We start from the raw sequence: 15,895 nt of genomic DNA, 5'->3' as shown, positions 1-15,895 counted from the left end.
AGGGGCATAGTTTAAAGGTAGAACAGAGGTCTCCAAAACCTCCAGTGTGGGTTCAATTCCTACTGCCCCTGCCAATAAATATGGCGATTGTGGCGAAGTGGTTAACGCATCGGATTGTGGTTCCGACATTCGTGGGTTCGATTCCCATCAGTCGCCCCATTTTACATTAAACTCGAATAATAGCTTATACTAACTAATATATTTAATTGTTGGGCTATAGCCAAGTGGTAAGGCAACGGACTTTGACTCCGTCATTCGTAGGTTCGAATCCTGCTAGCCCAGCCAACTTAATGCGGAAGTAGTTCAGTGGTAGAACATCACCTTGCCAAGGTGAGGGTCGCGGGTTCGAGCCCCGTCTTCCGCTCCAACAAATTATTTGGCGGCATAGCCAAGTGGTAAGGCAGAGGTCTGCAAAACCTTTATCACCGGTTCAAATCCGGTTGCCGCCTCCAAGATCTTGCCGGTGTGGCGGAATTGGCAGACGCGCACGACTCAAAATCGTGTTCCGTAAGGAGTGTCGGTTCGACCCCGACCACCGGTATCATCAGATTAATTTTTGCCAAGATTAATCAGTAAAAAGGCTCTCAAATGTTGATTTAAAACATTTGGGAGCCTTTTTTGGTATAAGAGTAGCAAAATCGAAATAGATAGTTTTAAATTCGCTTTACGCATTTTTATACAGGAACCTTTATACATTCCCTTCAAATCCAACCATCAATTACCATTGGACTATCTAAGATAATCTGTTAATATGGATTTAATTTAAATTGAGAACCTTTAAGAGCAGTCCAGAGAGGCTGACAAGGTGGGCGATACTTTGTTTGGAGAACGTATTTATACACATAATATATTATTGTGTGAATAATACGGTTATTTCTGACACCTTCCACTTGTCACTTTGCGGCAAGTGGTTTTTTTTTGCTCACCAAGAGACTAAAAACTTGGGAGGAAACAAAATGCAATTAAAAGACAAAGATTTTTCATTTCAATCAGTACCTACAGCAAATCGTAACAGCTTTCTGAAAATGCTTGTTGTTATGCTTGGCTTCACATTCTATTCAGCAAGTATGTGGGCTGGTGGATCATTAGGTGAAGGATTAACATTTATGCAGTTGATTGGTGTCATTTTATTAGGAAACCTTATATTAGGAGCATTTACCGGTGCATTAAGTTATATTGCAGCAAAAACAGGATTATCGACTCACTTACTGGCACAATATAGTTTTGGTGAAAAAGGAGCCTATATCTCTTCATTCATGTTATCAGCAACACAAGTCGGATGGTTTGGTGTAGGGCTAGGGATGTTTGCCTATCCGGTTTCTAAATTAACTGGCCTTCCACTAGTACCGATTGTCATCATTACAGGGATTTTAATGACAGTAACTGCTTATTTCGGTATGAAAGCTTTAACAATCTTAAGTTTTATCGCTGTACCGGCTATTGCGATTTTTGGATCAACAAGTGCAGGAATGGCCATTTCGGATATGGGAGGAATGGAAGCACTCATTGCTTATAAACCTGAAACTTCCTTAACATTAGCAGCAGCATTAACGATTACAATCGGTTCATTCATTAGTGGTGGTACTTTAACACCCGACTTTGCACGCTATGCAAAATCAGGAAAACATGCTGTAACAACAACAGTCATTGCCTTTTTCTTAGGAAATACATTAATGTTCTTATTTGGTGCGATTGGTGTAATAGCAACAGGTCACAATGATATTTCAGACGTAATGATTTCACAAGGCTTACTATTACCAGCTGTTTTAGTGCTTGGATTAAACATCTGGACAACAAACGATAACTCACTGTACGCGTCCGGCCTTGGTTTTGCAACCATGTTCAAGAAGCCAAAGGTATTTATGGTTATGATGAACGGTACGATTGGTACGGTATTTGCCATCGTTCTTTATAACAATTTCACAAGCTGGCTAACATTCTTAGGATCCACTCTGCCGGCTATTGGATCAATTATTATTGTGGATTTCTTCTTTATCCAAAAAAGACAATACATTCAGTATGAGAAGGCAAACATTGCAAAAGTACATATTCCAGCCATCATTGCCTGGGCCGTTGGTGTCATCTCGGGATTAACATTGCCGGGAATCGCTTCACTAAACACATTATTTATCACAGGAGTTGTTTATGTAGTTGCTGTTAGAATAACGAAAACAACAGTTGTTACCGAAAGGGAAGAGGAGGCAGGATGCTATTATGAAAAAGTGGGCTAATACTGCGATCTCTGGACGAGAAGGTCTTTGGGATTTACTAATAGAAAATGGTAAGTTTGTAAAGATTGTTAAAGCTGGTACAAATGACTTTGACAGCTGTGAAACACTTGATCTAAGCGGAAAGATGGTTTGTGCACCATTTATTGAGCCGCATATTCATCTGGATACTACCTTAACGGCAGGCCAACCACGTTGGAATGAAAGTGGGACTTTATTTGAAGGTATTCAATGTTGGTCTGAACGCAAAGTTTCCTTAACAAAAGAGGATGTAAAAGAGCGTGCAAAGAAAGCCCTTAGCTGGCAAATTGCTAACGGAATAGGTGCTGTGCGTACACATGTTGATACAACGGATCCTTCTTTAGTAGCATTAGAAGCTATGCTTGAAGTTAAAGCAGAAATGAAAGACTTTGTTGATTTACAAATTGTTGCTTTCCCACAGGAAGGACTTATTTCTTATCGAAATGGCTTGGAACTGGTAGAGGAAGCTTTAAAAATGGGTGCTGATATTGTTGGGGGCATCCCTCACTTTGAATTTACGCGTGAAGACGGTGTTCAATCGGTTCGCGAGATTTTTAAATTGGCCATGAAATATGACAAGCCAATTGATATTCATTGTGATGAAATTGATGATGAGCAGTCTCGCCATGTGGAAGTTGTAGCACGTGAAACGATTATGAATGATTACCAAGGTCGTGTTACAGCAAGTCATACGACGGCAATGGGCTCTTACAATGATGCTTACGCATATAAATTAATGCGTGTACTTAGACTTGCCGAATTGAATTTCGTAGCAAATCCATTAGTCAATATTCATCTGCAGGGGCGTTTTGACACATATCCAAAACGCCGTGGCTTAACACGCGTAAAAGAGCTTGATCAAAATGGATTAAATGTTTGCTTCGGTCATGATGATATTATGGATCCTTGGTATCCAATCGGAAACGGGAATATGCTACAAGTATTGCATATGGGCTTACATGCTTCACAGTTAATGGGCTATAGTGATATTGCAAACAGTTTACGTTTTGTGACTGGTAATAGTGCTAAAGCATTGAACCTTAAAAATTACGGTATTGCAGAAGGAAATCCAGCAAACTTCGTTGTGCTGAATGCGGAAGATGGTTACCATGCTCTTCGCCTGCAAGCAGAGATTCTATACTCTGTTAGGAACGGTAAAGTGATTGCTGAAACAAGGCCTCGTGAGACGAATGTTTTTCTGCAAGATCAAAAGAACATTACCTTTATGTAAGTAAAAGTTAAGACCAGCATCAGTTAATGAACTGCCCCTGAAAATGAAGAAACGGATTTATCTTTTCAGGGGTGTTTTTTTGAGTGAACGTATATGATGAACAACGTATTAAAGCGATTAAAAGATACATAAATGGCACTGAATCATAAGAGAAAGTTCAAAAAAAATAAACAGCGGGAGGTATAAAAAAAATAGAAATTTATATATGAAACTTAGTGTCATCTTCCAGATTGTGAAAAAGCTATTATTGACATTTTAACGCCTCGAGGCAGGTAGGTTAATCTTAATGTAATATAAAAATAGCCATGTACAAATTCTTCAGCTTATCCAATTATTGAGTGAGAGGGATGGCTGAATTCTTTTTTGATTTGTATGATGGCCTTAGTTTTTTCTCCTTTTGTTAACTCGGATGATAATGAACCAGGGCCTCCACTACGTTCATAAAAGACTTTCCCATCAACATCTATCTTTTTCTGACCATCCTCAAAATATATTTCAAATTTAACCTCATCATTTTCTGGTAATGTATTTTCATAATAGTAATTATATAACTCTTTTCTACTAAGTCCGCTTTCAATTTCTATAAAGGCAACTACAGTGGGATATCCGCCACTTCCCGTAGGTCCATCGGGGAAAAAGACTCCATAATCAAAATTTTTATCTATGACCTTAGTATGTGCAGGTAACGGATAGTGGTAAAGATCGTGAGCAATATTTTTAGCATATAAGTATCTTTCTCCAACCAATGCATATAGGATAAATCCAACCAAGAAAATTGGCAATGAAATAAGTTTAATAAGGGATTTTTTCTTATCTTTAGTGAACATAGTAGCTCCTCGAATTGTCTTTGAAATTTCATTCCTTTTAGACATTGCTTCTAATTGAGATTGATTCTTAAAAGTTATGTTTTTAATATCTTCCTTACGGACAATTTATAATTTTATTTTATCAAAATGAAAGATACTCCCGAGAATGTTATTGCTCCAATCATGACAGAAAATAACGGACCTGCTTGGAAGCAAACTATATTCTATCCTTATATGCATACTTCCGTTTATGGACGGGGTATTTCGTTAAATCCGATTATTACTAGTGATAAATATGATAGTAAAGATTTTACGGACGTCCCATATTTAGAGTCTACAGCGGTTTATAATGAAGAAGAAGATACATTAACTATTTTTGCGGTTAATCGTCATCTTGAAGAAGGTTTGGAGCTAGAGGTAGATATACGTAATTTTAATGAATATGAAGTAATCGAGCATATTGTTCTAGAAATGAAAATATTAAACAAACCAATTCAGCACACAAAGAGTCAGTAAAACCACATTCCAACGGGAATGCAAAATGTGAGGAAGGTAAAGTAATAACCATTCTGCCAAACCTGTCATGGAACGTCATTCGTTTAGCAAAACAGAGATAATTATAGAGTATGGCATATTTTTTTAATATAGAAAATATGCCATAGTAATCTATAAATATGATTATCACAAGCAAGTAAGTATTGAGTGAGAGTGTGGAATTAAAACAAGATCAATAGAAGAAAGAATTATTTCTACATTTCCTCAATTGGATATCTGATTTTGTCGTATACTTTGTTTATCTATTAGACAAACAAAGTATAGAGTGCTATAATGCTAATTAATACAGGTTGTAGATTAAGCATTTAGAGACATCTATTTTGTAAGCATTTACATAAACGACCTGAAACCTAAAAAAATTGGGAGGCATGCCACAATGGCTTATTTCGAAACCGTTAATAAAATCCAATATGAAGGCGCTTCATCTAAAAATCCTTTTGCATTTAAGTACTATAATCCGGAAGAAAAATTAAATGGAAAAACAATGGAGGATATCCTCCGATTCTCAGTTACCTATTGGCATACGTTCACAGCAGATGGAACAGATCCATTTGGTGTTGGTACGGCGATTCGCCCATGGAATAATCTCAAAGGTTTAGATTTAGCAAAAGCCCGTGTGGAAGCGGCATTTGAACTTTTTGACAAATTAAATGTTCCTTATTTTGCTTTCCACGATGTAGATATCGCTCCAGAAGGAAGTACATTAAAAGAAACAAATGAAAATCAGGATATTATCGTAGCAATGATTCAGGAATACATGAAAACAAGTAAAACAAAGTTGCTTTGGAATACAGCAAATATGTTCACAAATCCTCGTTATGTTCATGGTGCTGCCACTTCTCCGAATGCTGATGTATTTGCCTATTCAGCTGCGAAAGTAAAAAAAGGCTTAGAAGTAGCGAAAGAACTTGGAGCTGAAAACTATGTGTTTTGGGGCGGTCGTGAAGGCTATGAAACACTCCTAAATACGGACATGAAGCTTGAGCAGGATAACTTGGCTCGATTCTTCCATATGGCAGTTGACTATGCAAAAGAAATCGGTTTGAATGTTCCTTTCTTGATTGAGCCAAAACCTAAAGAACCTACAAAACACCAATATGATTTTGATGTGGCGACTAGTATAGCTTTCTTGCAAAAATATGATTTAACAGATTATTTCAAGTTCAATATTGAAGCTAACCATGCAACTCTTGCTGGCCATACATTTGAGCATGAATTAAGAACAGCTCGCATCAATGGAATGCTTGGATCAGTGGATGCAAACCAGGGGGATACACTCCTTGGATGGGATACAGATGAATTCCCGACCGATCTTTATTCTAATACATTAGCAATGTACGAAATATTGAAAAATGGAGGTTTAGGCAAAGGTGGCTTAAACTTCGATGCAAAGGTTCGACGAGGTTCATTTGAAGCAGAGGATCTTTTTCATTCCCACATCGCTGGTATGGATGCATTTGCTATTGGATTAAAGGTAGCAAACAAGCTTATTGAAGATAAAGCTTTAGATAGCTTTGTTGAGGAACGCTATAGCAGCTATCAAAGTGGCGTTGGCTTAGAAATCGTTGAGGGCAGAACCAACTTCCGTGAATTAGAAAAGTATGCTCTCCAATTAACTGAGATTAAGAACACATCTGGAAGAACAGAGCGCCTGAAGGCCATCATCAACCAATATTTATTAGAAACACTATCAAGCGTACACGTATAATCTATTAATCTTACAAAGTGCTGGAAGCCTTTCCTCCAGCACTTTTTTTAGAAAAGGATGATAAGGATGAAATATGTTATTGGTGTAGACCTCGGAACAAGTGCAGTGAAAATCTTACTGGTGAATCAGCAAGGAGATGTATGTCTCGAAGTAGCAAAATCTTATCCGCTTATTATTGGAAAATCCAGTTACAGTGAACAAGACCCGGAAGAATGGGTTGAAAAAACGACAGCTGGAATAGCAGAATTAATTCAACAGTTTGATGGAGATGTAAATGATATTGAGGGGATCAGTTTCTCTGGTCAAATGCATGGTTTGGTTCTATTAGATGAAGATAATCAAGTCTTAAGAAATGCAATTCTATGGAATGACACGAGAACGACAAGGCAATGTCAGGAAATATACGATGTTATGGGAAGTAAACGTTTATTAGAAGTAACAAAAAATCCTGCATTAGAGGGCTTTACCTTGCCTAAAATTCTCTGGGTAAAAGAAAATGAATCAGACATTTTCAAACGTGCCAGATTGTTTGTGCTGCCAAAGGATTATTTACGCTACCGTCTAACTGGAAACATCCATATGGACTACTCTGATGCTGCAGGAACGCTATTACTGAATGTGGCGGAACGGGAATGGAGTCAGGAAGTATTGGCGGCATTTGGTCTATCCTCTGATTTTTGCCCGCCATTAGTGGAATCACATGATTTTGTAGGTACAGTAACAGCTGAATTTGCCCAAAAAACAGGATTGACTGAAGCAGTAAAAGTGTTTGCAGGTGGAGCTGATAATGCGTGCGGTGCGATTGGTTCCGGAATTTTAACACCAGGGAAAACGTTAGCAAGCATCGGTACCTCTGGTGTCGTACTTTCTTATGAAGAAAGAAGTGACCTCGATTTTAATGGGAAAGTTCACTATTTTAACCATGGTGAAGAAAATGCTTACTATACAATGGGTGTGACTCTTGCGGCTGGCTATAGCTTAAGCTGGTTTAAGGAAACGTTCGCGAAGCAAGAAGATTTCGATCAATTTTTGGCTGGAGTGGAGGAAGTACCTGCAGGCAGCAATGGTCTATTATTTACGCCATATATTGTCGGTGAAAGAACACCACACGCAGATTCCACTATTCGCGGCAGCTTTATTGGTGTTGATGCATCTCATGATCGAAACTATTTTGCCCGTGCGGTTCTTGAAGGGATTACGTTCTCTCTAAACGAATCAATTGAAATTTTCAGGGAAAATGGGAAGACGATCAATTCAATAATCTCTATTGGCGGCGGTGCCAAAAATGACACATGGCTCCAGATGCAAGCGGATATTTTCAACACGAAAATTGAAAGACTGACAAGCGAGCAAGGTCCAGGAATGGGAGCGGCGATGCTTGCAGCATATGGGTGCGGTTGGTTTGCTTCTTTAAACGAATGTGCCAATCATTTTATTCAAGTGGCAAAATACTATGAACCGATTAAAGAAAATGTTGAGACGTACAAACGATTATTTAAGATATATCAACAGGTATATACTCAAACGAAGGGGCTTAATGAGCAGCTTGAAGAATATAGAAAATAATTGATGTGATTGGTATTATTTGGTTTTTTTGTGCCTCGTATAGATGTTGTAATCCTGTACTTAACTGCTAGTACAAAGTAAATTATTCGTAAAATAAATCGGACTAATAAATCCGATTTATTTTTTATGGGAGAAAATATACATAAATACATATGTCTTCATTATGATTTAGAAGGAAGTAAATAAACTAATTAGATAATATCCAAAATACCCCATACACCATTAAAATGTTCTTTTATCGAGAGAAATAAATGCGTTCGATTATATTCCATGTTTACTTGTGGAATACTCTCCTTATAGATTTAGCAGTTTGTTAGGAGGATTTTGATGGATGAACTAAAAAAAGAAAGTCATCAATTAGAGAAAATAAGTCCGTTTGAGCTAAAAGACAAACTCATTGATCTTGCAAAAGGAAAAATGAGAATTACTAGAACAATGCTGGATGCGGGACGGGGAAATCCTAATTGGATTGCAGCAACACCTCGAGAGGCGTTTTTTGCACTAGGTCAATTTGCTGTTACAGAATCGAGGCACGTATGGGATGATGGCAATTTAGCCGGCATGCCGAGTCGGATAGGAATTGCAGAACGTTTTAATAAATATGTTGAGGGCAATCAGCAAGTTCCAGGAATTCAATTGCTGAAAGAGATTATTGAATACGGTATCAAAATTAAACAGTTTGAGCCAGATATATGGGTCTATGAATTGGTAGATGGAATTATTGGGGATAATTATCCGATTCCGGATCGAATGCTTGTTAGAACTGAACAAATTGTACATGACTTTTTAATTAAAGAGCTGTGCAATGGGGATTCGTCGGCTGGTCCGTTTGATTTATTTGCTGTTGAAGGAGCAACAGCAGCGATGTGTTATATATTTGATACATTATTTAAAAATTACTTACTGCCTAAAGGGTCTAAGATTGCGGTGATGGTTCCAATTTTTCCGCCTTATATAGAGATTCCAGAGCTTCCTAACAATGATTACGAACTTGTGAAAATTGAAGCAACCGGAATAAACAATGAAGGACAGCATACATGGCAATACCCTGATGAAGAAATAGAAAAATTAAAAGATACGGACATTAAAGCACTTTTTTTAGTAAATCCGAGCAATCCGCCTTCAGTTTCTTTAGAAAAGAAATCCACAGAAAAAATTATACAAATTGTGAAACAAGATAATCCAAATCTTATGATAATTTCAGATGATGTATATGGGACTTTTGTTGAAGGGTTCCGCTCCTTAATGGTGGATTTACCATTCAATACCATCGGGGTTTATTCATTTTCTAAATATTTTGGTGTGACAGGCTGGCGATTGGGCACGATTGCCATAAATCAATCGAATATCTTTAATAAATTAATCGATGATTTACCAGAAGAAGTGAAGAAGGTTCTTCATAAAAGATACGCTTCACTTACACGGAATCCAGAAAGTCTTACGTTTATCGATCGGATAGTTGCAGATAGCAGAGCCGTTGCGATGAATCACACAGCTGGATTATCGACACCGCAGCAAGTACAAATGGCTTTATTTTCGATTTTTGCCATGCTCGATACTAATAATGAATACAAACAAAAAACAATGGACATTTTACATCGGAGGATGACTTTATTATATAAAGGCCTTGGTTTACCTAAGAAACATTTGCCTAACGATGCTGACTATTATACAGAAATCGATTTGGAAATCTGGTGTAATCATCATTTTGATAAAGGGTTTACCGATTACCTGAAAAAGAATTATAACCCGGTTGATATTTTATACCGCCTAGCAGAAAACTCATCGATTGTATTATTAAGCGGTGAAGGATTTTCAGCACCGGTATGGTCCATTCGTGTATCTCTAGCCAATCTAAATGATGAAGACTACTTGCATATTGGCCAAGAGTTAAAAAATGTACTGGAAAAGTATGTGATGGAATGGAAAGAGAACATGGGTAATATTTAAATTAATGCGTCTAAATTTCAGAGATTTTACTATTACTACGGAGATTTATTTTTCAAGTTATTATTCCTGTATAATAATAATCAAAGCTTTGCTACGAAATTTATGTAGCAAGGCTTTTTAAGCTATTTATTATTTTGTCACTTCATTTCTACTATCTATTATTGATAATAACCATATTTTACTCCTTTACCAGATTAAAATGTTGAAGTATAGTGGTAGTGTTATTTACAATGTAAAAAGATGACTATATAATTATAAATTATTGTAGAATAACTAAAATGTTAGAATAGGAGAGTAGTAATGGAACTATTAGGGATCTTGATTATAATAATAGGATTTGCACTAAAGTTAGATACCATTGCAGTAGTAGTTGTAGCAGGTATTTCGACTGGACTTGTGGCAAACATGAATATCGTAGAAATACTCAATACACTTGGAGAAGCATTTGTATCAAACAGAGTAACTTGTTTATTTTTGATTACCATTCCTGTTATAGGTTTGAGTGAAAGATACGGGTTAAAAGCAAAGGCAGTTATGCTTATTAAAAAAGCAAGCAGTTTATCAGTAGGAAAATTACTGAGTGGTTATACGTTTATAAGAGAAGTAACGATTGGTATGGGCGTAACACTTGGTGGACACCCACAATTTGTTAGACCTTTAGTAAGCCCAATGGCAGAAGGTGCAGCCGTTGCTAAATACGGAGATAAGGTCGACGAAAAAGATATTGAAAAAATAAAATCATACTCAGCAGCATCTGATAATATCGGTAATTTTTTTGCGCAAAATGTATTCATCGCAAATTCAGGTGTACTTTTAATTGCATCTACACTGGAAGGGCTAGGCATGCAGGTAGATACACTTGAAGTAGCGAAAGTTTCAGTACCAGTTGCCGTTATTGCATTTATATTCTGGACTGCTCAAAATTTATTATTCGATAGAAAAATGAAGCAAAAATATTCTAGTAAAAATGGAGAAGGACGAGGTGAACAATAATGGATATAACACAAATCTCTAATCTTTTATTAGAACTCTTTTATATTATAATCGGTTTATTCATGGGAGTTACCATGGTGTTTACCTTAAAGGATAAAAACCACAAAACAAGAATCGGTACAGCCATGTTTTGGGGAATATTAGCTGTTATTTTCATAATGGGAAACTATATTCCAAGTACAATAGTAGGTATTTTAGTAGTTGTTATCGCTGTTTTATCGGCAACTAAGCAGATAAATATTGGAACGTTAAAACAATTAGATGAGACATTCGCAAACTTAAAAGCAGAAAAATTAGGTTTGAAAATATTCATCCCATCACTGTCTATCGCAGTTATAGCCATGCTTGTGGCTCAATTTACAAGTTTCCCTGGAACGGTAGCGATTGGCATAGCGTCCACAATTGCTTTAGCATTAACGTTTATATTAACCAAAGCGAATTCTAAAGAGCTATTAGAGGATACAAATAGAATGTATCAATCAATTGGAGCATTTGCGATTCTGCCTCAATTATTAGCTTCATTAGGCGTATTATTTACGACAGCGGGTGTAGGCGATAAGATTGCATCTATTATTTCGAATGTAATCCCAACAGGTAATGCATTGGTTGGTGTAGCAACTTATTGTGTAGGTATGGCTTTATTTACAGCTATCATGGGTAATGCATTTGCCGCATTTGCTGTAATAACGGCTGGAATTGGTGTACCGTTCGTATTTGCTATAGGAGGAGACCCTCTTATCTGTGGAACTCTGGCATTAACAGCCGGATACTGTGGTACATTAATTACACCAATGGCTGCGAACTTCAATATGTTACCAGCTGCATTGCTTGAACTAAAAGATAAGAATTTCGTCATAAAGGCACAAGCTCCAATCGCTTTAACATTATTAGTTGTTCATATATTTATGATGTATATTTGGGGATTTTAAGATAAAAAACTTACAATAGGAGAATAAATTATGAAAGTATTAATAACTGGATTTGATGCATTCGGAGGAGAGCCAGTAAACCCAGCTGAAGAAGCTGTTAAAATGGTAAACAACAAAATCGCAGGAGCAGAGGTTATTAAGGTCATTATACCGACAGTTCAAAATAAATCTGTTAAAGCAATAGAGAATGCAATAGAACAGCACAACCCGGATATTGTCATATCTGTAGGTCAGGCAGGAGGCAGATTTGATATAACTCCTGAAAGAGTAGCTATTAATCTCGATGATTATAGAATTATAGATAACGAAGGTAATCAACCAATCGATGCAGTTATCCAACCGGATGGTCAACCTGCTTATTTCTCAAACTTACCTGTCAAAGCTATGGTTAAACATATGAGTGAACATGGCATTCCAGCAACGTTATCAAATACAGCCGGAACATTTGTATGTAACCATGTAATGTACGGAATTCTTTACATGATTGATAAGAAGTATCCGAATATAAAAGGTGGATTTATTCATATCCCTTATATGACTTCTCAAGTGATGGACAAGAAAAATACTCCGTTTATGTCGTTAAATGATATTGTAAAAGGCTTGGAACTGGCTATTGAAGCTTGCGTTATCTATGACGAAGATATAAAAGCAATCGGCGGAGAGATTTGTTAATGAGTCAGATCAATCTTTTTGTTTATGGAAGTTTACGGGAAGGGTTCTTCAATTATAATAAGTATTTAGCTAATAAGGTCATTGAGAAAAAAGAAGCCAAATTAGAAAATATGAAATTATATCATATGCCGTATAAAGGTTATCCTGCTATTACATTTGGTGAAGATGTAGTATGGGGTGAAATAATGGTTCTAAAAGAAGATTGTTACGAGGATACAATGAAGGCAATGGATGAGATGGAGGGATACATTAGTGAAAATAATCCCGAAAATGAATACCATAAAATTATGCTGGAAGTAGAAAATCTTCAAACCCATCAAAAAGAAAAATGTTTTGTTTATTTCTATAACAAAGACAAAGATTCAATTTTTGATAGTAGTGCCATTTATATTCCGCATGGCGATTGGAAAGAGTACATGATAAGCGGAAATTTACAAAAAGAGCTTTCTCCAATTAAGAATATTTTAATTGGGATGACTAAAGAAGAAACGCAGAAAAGCTATGTTTATAGCTGAGTTTTCTAAAGAAATCCACGTATTAAACAGCTGTGTAAAAGCAGCTGTTTTCTTTTTGTGATTTTTAGGATTTGGTACTTAACGGCTGTCTCATGGTTATTGGTGATTGAATATATTTAACCCGAGTTTACAGGTCAGGAGGTGTCACCCTCCTTCATGGATCCTTTATTTCTATGATATAAAATAACGGTGAGCAGGATAATGCCGGCTGCTATCCAGATGGCTATGTTCCCCATATGAATACTGGAATAGGTCCCGAGTAATGCGCCCAAAATAAAGCAGAGTATAATGGCGGAAAACCCTTTAAATTTTCTCTTTGATTCTGAATCATGATCTATAAAGGCACCGTAAAAAGCTGAAGAGGCAGTTCGCAGATTTCCAGTTGTGATGGTTGAATTGTAGCTCCAATTTTCCAATTTGTTAAAGGTAGCGATTTGTAGTGAGGATACGAAGGCAATGCTCATAGTGACAATCATATTCGGTACGCTTCCTGGTAAGCAACCGACGATAAATAAAATGATACACTCCAGTATTAAAACAGCTCGTCTATGCATATCGTGTTTGTCTTTGATGTATTCGGCTGTTAAAACGCCGGCAATAAAAGCTAAAAAAGGCGGCACATTCTGAATGGCTGCACCGTATTTTGTGCTAGCTGCTCTCACCGCAAATAAAACGGTATTTCCTGTTTGTGCAGTCGCAAAAACTCCATCTCTTGTAACGTATGTATAAGCATCTAAAAATCCACCTACTAAGGCCAAAATCATTCCCATGATTAAAGAATTAGCTGATAATGAAAGAAATTTTCTTATTCTGTGTTCCATATCTATCTCCTTACTACCAGCCCATTTTTAGCCTAAAGGAAGCGAAGGTGGCTTTATAAAATGGTTCCACATATCTACTAAGATTATTCCAAAAATCTTGAATGCCATAATCCGAAAAATAGATACATGAGGAAGCGGATAAGCTTTTTTCAATACAGATGGTGGAGGAGCTAATTGTTGCTAGTATTGTAAATGATTCAGCATGTACTATTGACCGTTTATCTCGAGGAAGAGAGGAGATGGAATAGGGGAGTTAACCTATCATTATAAAAAAAAGAATGAAGAACCTCCTTTAGTAACTAGAGGTTCTTCATTCTTTTTATGCCTTCATTTTTTTTACATTCATTTCTTTTAGGGAAACTACTTTTGTTTTCTTAATATATTTATATCCGAACCACAAAATTAGAAATAGTGGAAGACTAATATAGGATACTAATATACCGTACCAATCTATAGGTCCGCCAAATAGTGCATCTGTATTCTGGCCAAGTATAATCAGGATACATAGTGTAGCAGCAGCTAGCGGAGCGAACGGGAACCAACTTGCTCTATAAGGCAGATCATTTACATCATTTCCTTGAGCCACATATGCTCTGCGAAAACGATAGTGACTAATGGCTATACCAAGCCAGGCAATAAACCCAGATAAACCGGCTGCATTAATGAGCCAGACATAAACCACACCGTCTCCAAAAAATGAACTTAAAAATGCCAGACAGCCAACCAGGCCAGTAGCAATTAAGGCATTGACCGGTACACCTTTTTTGCTCAATTTTCCTAGGAATTTTGGAGCATGTCCTCTTTCTGCTAAGTTCCATAGCATTCGGGCTGCTGCATACATTCCTGAATTACCTGCTGAAAGAATGGCAGTCAGGATAATTGCGTTCATAACTGATGCGGCAAAGGCAATACCAGCGCGCTCAAATAGAAGAGTGAAAGGGCTTTTTACGACACTGTCGGTAGCAGCAAGGTCTGGAGTTGTATAGGGAATAACCAAACCGATGATTAAGATAGAGAGAATAAAGAAAATTAAAATTCTCCAAAAAACTGAATTTACGGCTTTAGGGATGGTTTTTGCTGGATCCTTACTTTCTCCGGCCGTAATTCCAATTAGCTCTGTCCCTTGAAATGAAAAACCAACAACCATAAAGACTCCTAATATAGCCATTATTCCTCCATTAAAAGGTGCATCATCAACTGTGAAATTCTTGAATCCAATGGCTTCTCCGCCCATAATTCCAAATATCATCAAGAGACCTGTTCCGATAAAAACAATAATGGCAATTACTTTTATTAATGAGAACCAATATTCTGACTCTCCGAAGCTTTTAACAGAGAGAGCGTTTAGTAGAAAAATAATGAGAAGAAATAATCCGCTCCATAATGCTGAAGGGCTATCAGGAAACCAAAACTTCATTATTAACACAATCGCTGATAGCTCTGCTGCAATTGTGACAGCCCAACTATACCAGTAATTCCAGCCAAGTGCGAAGCCAAAGGCAGGATCAACGAACTTTTCACCATAGATACTGAATGATCCCGCAACGGGCATATGTGCGGCCATCTCTCCCAGACTTGTCATTAAAAAATAAACCATTATACCAACAATTGCGAAGGCGACAAGGGCACCGCCAGGACCGGCAGCATGAACTGTATTTCCACTAGCCAGGAATAAACCTGTACCGATCGTTCCGCCGAGAGAAATCATTGTTAAATGCCTGGTTTTTAAATCTCTTTTTAATTTTCTTTTCTTTTTACGTTTATATATAGGTGATGTTTCTTTAATGGCAGGTTCCATTATTATGCCTCTTTTCTTCTGTCATTTATTGATAAGTAGTCTTATATACCAATTTAGCAAGCAAGCTTAAACATTTTTGTTAACAATCAGATTTTTTAGAAA

The 15,895-nt window shown here is 37.0% G+C and carries 12 protein-coding genes, 6 tRNA genes and 1 pseudogene; 16 read left to right on the top strand and 3 right to left on the bottom strand.

The features are described 5' to 3' along the window. The 8 genes from AC4D4A_RS17105 to codA all read left to right on the top strand — a co-directional run bounded on the left by AC4D4A_RS17105 (position 1) and on the right by codA (position 3,480). Positions 1-74, top strand: a tRNA-Trp gene (locus AC4D4A_RS17105). Positions 75-83: 9 nt separating this feature from the next. After that, positions 84-159, top strand: a tRNA-His gene (locus AC4D4A_RS17100). A gap of 51 nt (positions 160-210) precedes the next feature. After that, positions 211-285 (top strand) — tRNA-Gln (locus tag AC4D4A_RS17095). Between the two features lie 7 nt (positions 286-292). Beyond that, positions 293-367 (top strand) — tRNA-Gly (locus AC4D4A_RS17090). Positions 368-378: 11 nt separating this feature from the next. Further along, positions 379-452, top strand: a tRNA-Cys gene (locus tag AC4D4A_RS17085). Positions 453-459: 7 nt separating this feature from the next. Then, positions 460-541: transfer RNA gene (locus AC4D4A_RS17080), tRNA-Leu, on the top strand. Positions 542-956: 415 nt separating this feature from the next. Beyond that, the gene (codB, locus tag AC4D4A_RS17075) at positions 957-2,231 is read left to right on the top strand and encodes a cytosine permease (RefSeq protein WP_490996978.1); all 1,275 of its coding nucleotides are present in this window, start codon (positions 957-959) and stop codon (positions 2,229-2,231) included. Beyond that, the gene (gene codA / locus AC4D4A_RS17070; protein WP_490996977.1) at positions 2,215-3,480 is read left to right on the top strand and encodes a cytosine deaminase; all 1,266 of its coding nucleotides are present in this window, start codon (positions 2,215-2,217) and stop codon (positions 3,478-3,480) included. The genes codB and codA overlap by 17 nt, the downstream gene beginning before the upstream one ends. A gap of 323 nt (positions 3,481-3,803) precedes the next feature. Here the strand turns inward: codA and AC4D4A_RS17065 are convergent, their stop codons facing one another. Beyond that, entirely contained in the window at positions 3,804-4,307 is a 504-nt protein-coding gene (locus AC4D4A_RS17065) for a hypothetical protein (RefSeq protein ID WP_490996976.1), read from the bottom strand. Positions 4,308-4,451: 144 nt separating this feature from the next. On the opposite strand from AC4D4A_RS17065, the pseudogene AC4D4A_RS17060 reads away from it, so the two are divergent. From AC4D4A_RS17060 to AC4D4A_RS17025, 8 genes and pseudogenes are all read left to right on the top strand, one after another. Further along, a pseudogene (locus AC4D4A_RS17060) lies at positions 4,452-4,903 on the top strand (alpha-L-arabinofuranosidase C-terminal domain-containing protein); the annotation flags it as partial. Positions 4,904-5,217: 314 nt separating this feature from the next. After that, positions 5,218-6,549 (top strand): xylose isomerase, encoded by a 1,332-nt coding sequence (gene xylA / locus AC4D4A_RS17055; RefSeq protein WP_490996975.1) that lies wholly within the window; start codon positions 5,218-5,220, stop codon positions 6,547-6,549. A gap of 66 nt (positions 6,550-6,615) precedes the next feature. Then, positions 6,616-8,115, top strand: a complete 1,500-nt coding sequence (xylB, locus tag AC4D4A_RS17050) for a xylulokinase (protein WP_490996974.1) — start codon at positions 6,616-6,618, stop codon at positions 8,113-8,115. A gap of 327 nt (positions 8,116-8,442) precedes the next feature. Then, positions 8,443-10,065, top strand: a complete 1,623-nt coding sequence (gene aspD / locus AC4D4A_RS17045; RefSeq protein WP_490996973.1) for an aspartate 4-decarboxylase — start codon at positions 8,443-8,445, stop codon at positions 10,063-10,065. Positions 10,066-10,365: 300 nt separating this feature from the next. Next, the gene (locus tag AC4D4A_RS17040; RefSeq protein ID WP_490996972.1) at positions 10,366-11,058 is read left to right on the top strand and encodes a DUF969 domain-containing protein; all 693 of its coding nucleotides are present in this window, start codon (positions 10,366-10,368) and stop codon (positions 11,056-11,058) included. Then, on the top strand, positions 11,058-11,987 hold the full coding sequence (locus tag AC4D4A_RS17035; RefSeq protein ID WP_490996971.1) for a DUF979 domain-containing protein: 930 nt from the start codon (positions 11,058-11,060) through the stop codon (positions 11,985-11,987). Before AC4D4A_RS17040 ends, AC4D4A_RS17035 begins: the two co-directional genes overlap by 1 nt. 30 nt (positions 11,988-12,017) lie before the next feature. Then, a complete protein-coding gene (gene pcp, locus AC4D4A_RS17030; protein WP_490996970.1) occupies positions 12,018-12,659 on the top strand; it encodes a pyroglutamyl-peptidase I in 642 nt (213 codons plus the stop codon). Continuing rightward, on the top strand, positions 12,659-13,174 hold the full coding sequence (locus AC4D4A_RS17025) for a gamma-glutamylcyclotransferase family protein (protein ID WP_490996969.1): 516 nt from the start codon (positions 12,659-12,661) through the stop codon (positions 13,172-13,174). Before pcp ends, AC4D4A_RS17025 begins: the two co-directional genes overlap by 1 nt. A 134-nt stretch (positions 13,175-13,308) precedes the next feature. On the opposite strand, the gene AC4D4A_RS17020 is transcribed toward AC4D4A_RS17025, so the two are convergent. Together AC4D4A_RS17020 and AC4D4A_RS17015 are read right to left on the bottom strand one after the other, a co-directional pair. Then, positions 13,309-13,995 (bottom strand): YoaK family protein, encoded by a 687-nt coding sequence (locus AC4D4A_RS17020; RefSeq protein ID WP_490996968.1) that lies wholly within the window; start codon positions 13,993-13,995, stop codon positions 13,309-13,311. 319 nt (positions 13,996-14,314) lie between these two features. After that, the gene (locus tag AC4D4A_RS17015; RefSeq protein ID WP_490996967.1) at positions 14,315-15,793 is read right to left on the bottom strand and encodes an amino acid permease; all 1,479 of its coding nucleotides are present in this window, start codon (positions 15,791-15,793) and stop codon (positions 14,315-14,317) included. Positions 15,794-15,895 lie beyond the last annotated feature (102 nt).

This window comes from Pradoshia sp. Z5_111, assembly GCF_058267535.1.
The sequence above is the reverse complement of the archived record's forward strand: the minus strand, read 5'-3'. Positions and strand labels throughout refer to the sequence as shown.